The 5,140-nt window shown below is 58.4% G+C and carries 3 protein-coding genes; all 3 read right to left on the reverse strand.

Going from position 1 to position 5,140, the window contains the following annotated elements; genetic code table 11:
• Positions 1-1,367: NADH-quinone oxidoreductase subunit 5 family protein (locus AC2VNK_RS07705; protein ID WP_486883367.1), on the reverse strand; the 1,367-nt coding region annotated here is incomplete at its 3' end.
• Between the two features lie 297 nt (positions 1,368-1,664).
• Positions 1,665-2,639: a class II fructose-bisphosphate aldolase gene (locus AC2VNK_RS07710; RefSeq protein ID WP_291525445.1), complete on the reverse strand. Its 975-nt coding sequence runs from the start codon at positions 2,637-2,639 to the stop codon at positions 1,665-1,667.
• A 136-nt stretch (positions 2,640-2,775) separates the two neighbouring features.
• Positions 2,776-5,112: a nitric oxide reductase activation protein NorD gene (locus AC2VNK_RS07715; protein ID WP_486883368.1), complete on the reverse strand. Its 2,337-nt coding sequence runs from the start codon at positions 5,110-5,112 to the stop codon at positions 2,776-2,778.
• Positions 5,113-5,140: the final 28 nt, after the last annotated feature.

Consider the following 5,140-nt stretch of genomic DNA (forward strand, 5'->3'; position numbering starts at 1 on the left):
TGGGTCATCTTGTGGGCGGCAAAGAGAGCCTGAGCACCTGTGACCCAGGCAAAGAAGAGCAGTACGATCACGCCCTGCTCGAAGAAGAGGTGCGTGGCCACAAAGAAGTGCGAGAGACTTAGCACCAGCACCGGCACCAGGATGGTCAGTGCGGCAGCGGTGAGCCAAGGCAGGCGTAAAGGCTTAGTCGGGCGCCGTTCGACGATGTAGACATAGATTGGGTCCGGCGGCACCCCGTCATTGGCACGGGCATCACCAATGGCATTACCTGCTCCGAGGAAGAGCGAGGCATTGAAGAAGCCATGGGCAATGAGGTGGAAAACCGCCAACGGAAAGGCCCCAAGGCCACATTCCATGACCATGAAACCCATCTGCCCCATGGTGGAATAGCCCAGGGACCGCTTGACGTCATTCTGGATGAGCATCAGGGCCGAACCGACTACGGCGGTAATCAATCCCACCACGAAAGCAATGTGCAGGGCAAGGCCTGTGTACTCGAAGATCGGCGCGAAACGGTTGAAGAGAAAGCCACCGGCATTGACGATACCGGCGTGCATCAGGGCCGAGACCGGGGTCGGCCCATCCATGGTGTAGGGCAACCAGCCGTGCAGCAAAAACTGCGCCGAGCGAGCAAAGGCCGCTAGCGCCACGAGAATCCCTGTCCAGGCCGGTACCGTCATCCCCCAAATCTGGACAGCGTTGGGCGCCGCCGCGATTTGGGCGAAGATCACTGGCAGGGCGAGACTGTGATAGCTCTTGTAGAGGATGAAGGCAGCCAACCAAAGGGGAAGATCGCCAACCCGATAGGTGATCTGCGTCCAGAAGGCATAGCGTCCAGAAGCGGGCCGGTCGGTATCGTGACCGAGCAGGAAATAGAGGAGCACTCCGACCAAGAACCAGGCCACGAGCAAGGTGATGAGATCAGCAGCAGAAACCATGAAGAGGATGGTTGCCGTCATCAAGTCGAGCATGGCAAAGAAACGTGGATAATTGGGCTCCTCAATCATGTAGCGTACCGAGTACATATGCACCAGCAGACTAATGCCAGAGACGAAGGCCCACATGATCAGGGTCAAAGGATCAAGCCAGATGCTCCCCCAGATCTGGCCGATATACTCCACCCGGGGCAGCCCAACTGCGACATAATTGCCAAGCAGAATCAGAGACAGCAAAAAGGTAACCAGGGTGGCCAGCACACTGAGCCGGGCTGCACCCGTCTTGCTATGCCGCAGGACGGCAAAGATCAGCAATGCCGCGAGGGCAGGCACGAAAGGTACGATGATCGCTAGAGGGTCCATCGCCAACTCCTCACCAGTTACGCTCCTTTCCAGCCAGCCGGAATACTGCTTCATAAGATGCCCGGACATAACGTCGGCCGGATGCCCCGCCCTTGAACGCGCTGGACTGAAACCACTTTAACCATCCATTTTAATTAAGTTAAGTTAAGTATAGTGAATATTATCTTATAGTATTATATAAACGTAATATTACATTATGCTTCTGCACCGGCTAAAGATTTCTACGGCGCTGGCACCCTACCCGGCTCGCCGATGGGAAAGGTCGGGACTGGCACCATCTTTGGCATCTGCGCGATAAAAAGGTAGGCATGGTACAGGTGATGATCCCTCAGCACCGCCACTTCGTAGCAAGGGCTGCATGGGGTTTCATGGACGCGACCTTGCAAACAGCACTTTCGCGTTTCCCGTATCGTTGAACGCCCTGGAAGCCTCCGTTTCAGCGGACTTGCGGTCTAAACCGGGCACCGCAGGAGTCCAAGTGCGGCACTGGGTCAGGATCTCAGCCGCACGACCGCCGCAGCCCCATATCCGGATGCAGCGCTCTGCTTCGATACGAATCGCTTCCCGGACACCCTCCACCAGACCGGCATATCCTCCCTCCGGGGCCAGCGTGTTTTCCCGAATACGTCGTGCAGCAACCTCGAACAGCGGTTCACAGTAATTGACCTTGGCTGCGCCGGAGCGGATCAAACGTCGGAATTGATCATCGGTGAAACCTGCACTGCCGTGAATCGCCAGGGGGATGCCAACAGCTTGGTTAATTTTCGAGAGACGGGGAAAATCATGTTTGGAGCCTCCGCTGCTTATTCTGCTCACAGATACCGCCAAGCAGCCTACCCCGCTTCGCTCGACGTAATGCTTGGCTTCGAGCGGGGAAGTCGGGCAACCCGCCGCAGACTCTGCCGCATCATCGAGTTGCACGCTCTCCAAATGGCCCAATTGGCCCACGACCAGTACGCCGCGTGGAGCAGCCAGATTGACCACTTTTTTGGTTAGCGCAACGTTTTCCGGCAGCAGGCAGGACGATGCGTTGAACACCACTCCGCCGCACCCTGTGCCAATCGCACCCTCCGCCAATTGGGGGTCGTTGTCCACCTCGACCTGGAACGACACGGGAATAGTGGCGCGCTGACCCATTTCGATTACGGCCTTGGCCAAGGATTCAATGCCACCTGCTCCGGGATACGATTTGGATAAACTCAGGATGACGGGCGCGCGCAGATGCTCGGCAGCCTCGATCACCCCCTCCAGGATATCCCAGCCAGCCACGCCGAAGGCGCCTACCGCATAGCCGTGGCGATAAGCGTGGTGCAACATGTCCGTCATATCGATCAAAGGCATCCTGTCCTCCTCAAAGTGCGCAAACATGGGCACGTTCCATAGACGTAGTTTCTGCAGTCTTTTCCGCTGACGACTCCCCATGTCCAAATCAAAAGTGTTCGGCCACCCGACCGAAATTTCGACGAGGCTTCCGGCTTCATTGAGTCAACCCCAGATAAAGCAGCGGAAGTTTCTCCGGCAACCGCTGCACGTGGTCCACCACCATGTAGTTCTTGGCACCAAAAATACGCGACACATATTCGTCTGCCCTGGGATCGAGACTCAGGCAATAAGTGGCGATGCCGTTGCGCGTCAAATCTTCCACCGCTTTCTTAGCGTCGTAACGCAGGTACTGAGGGTCGCGCACGTCGTTGTCGGCGGGTTCGCCATCGGTGAGCACGAGCAGCAGCTTTTTGTTGCTGGACTGACGTTTCAGTATCGAGCCAGCGTGGCGCATCGCTGCCCCCATGCGCGTGGACAGCTGGCCGGTCATGCCCGCCAAGTGCGCCTTTGCCTTATCATTGTATGGCGCGTCAAAATCCTTGAAGCGAAAATACTCCACGTCATGGCGGCCGTTGGAATCGAATCCGTGGATGGCGAAGGGGTCGCCGATCTTATCCATGGCATCGGCGAGCAGCACCGTGGCCTCGCGCGCCAGCTGCAACACGGTATTTTCCGAGCCCAGCACCGGGTCGTTGGTGGATTCGGACAGGTCGATCAGGAGCAGCACCGACAGATCGCGCACCTTGCGGATATTGCGCATCATGATGCGCGGGTCGGGCTGCTCGCCCATGCGCATCTCGATCATGGCGCGGATTGCCGCGTTCAGGTCGATCTCGTCGCCGTCCTCCTGCTTGCGCAGACGCTGCACACCCTGGGGCTGCATGGCCTCGATCAGGAACTTGAGCCGCCCGATGATCGGTTTGTGCTTGGTCACGATCTGTTCAATCATCTCCAGGCCACCGCTTTTGGCGTGCTTTTCCAACACCGTGCACCAGTCCGGGCGATCCAGTTGCATCTGGTAGTCCCACTCCGCGTAGTGGTAGGGCTGGGGCGGTGGTTCCTTGCCTTCCAGCTCGTTGTAGCTCTTGCCGAGGTCTTCGTAGGGGAACAGCTCGCTGGAGAGTACCCAGATTTCTTGCGCGTCGTCGCCGGCGGTCTCGACCTCGAGCTCGTTGACGAATTCCATGAGACTAACCTGCTTGCGCACCTGCTTGTCCTGCCACGGCACCGCGTGCTCAAAGTCCGATACTTCGGCGGAATCCCACAGATGGCGGTTGTCGTCGCGATAGGGCGCGCTGAGCACGTCGGTATGCGGGCTGTATACCAGCCGCAACTGCATCAGATCATGGGCAAGCGTCACCCCCAAGTCCCACGCGAGCTGATTGCTCACAAGCTGATTTGCCCGCTCGGCAAACATCAGCCTGGCCTTCGCAATCAACGGGTCGGGATCGGCGTAGTCAGGGTCCAGCAGCGCACGTGCGATACGGTTAAGATAATCGCCGACGCTCGCGTTCTGGTCGGGCGTGACAAAATGGAGCTTTTGCCACAAAGGTGCGAGGCCGGGGAAAGCACTAATCGCCAGTTGTTCCACACGCGCGTCTTCCATGGCGCCGATAACCAACATTTGCAGGGGTGTAAGCGCCTCGGCGGAAAGCGCTTCCCGGGTATACATCTGATGCGCCGCGGCGTGAGCGCAGGCTGCGCGATAAAGTTCCACGCCGCCGATCTTGCCGGAAGGAAGCTCCAGGTCATCATAGGCGTCGGGCAAGTGGATGATGTAGCCCTCAATATAGGGCTGATAGCCCTCGCGTTGCTCGAAATCGCCGCTGGTGGGGCGCATGAAGAAATCGCGCCCCCACAAGGCGCGTAGATACATGCCGATGCGCCGCTGCACATCGATGAACAGGGTGCCTTTACGCTCCTGTTGTAATACACCGATGGATTCCGGACTTTCTAAGGAGAAATACTTCGTTTGGGCTTCGAAATCCGTCTTGTGCGCCTGCGCACCCCACAACGCCCAGCGCCGCAGACCACCCAGCGTCAGTTGGCCGAGCAGGATACCAAGGTGATCCAGCATCGGGCGCACACCACGCGGTGCCTGTGCCAGCAGGGTGTCGATCAGGTGCAGATAGCCCCGGAACAGATCCAGGTCGCCCAGCCGCGCCGCAGCGACGGGGCTAGAGGAAAACAGCAGGGAGATCACTGCGGCGCTGGTTTTGGAATACATCTTGATGGCAGCCGCCAGCAAATCGCTCACGGCGTCTTCACCCAGTTCGCGCGCCACGGCTGGCGCACTCTGGATATAGGACACCACAAGGTCGGTGCCGCGCCCCAGCGACTTTAGGCTGGCCGCGCCGCGCAGATAGGTCTCTAGGCCACGCGGGCTAAATATCCGCAAGGCCTCCCCCCAAGACGCGCGCAGCACCTCGCCAGCGTGATCTCCGAGCTCGTCCAATATGTTCTGATACTTTTCGAGTTCGACCGCCATCATTTTGCTCCGTCAAGCTCTGTAATACCGC

This window comes from Acidithiobacillus sp. TH-A35 (assembly GCF_057473505.1).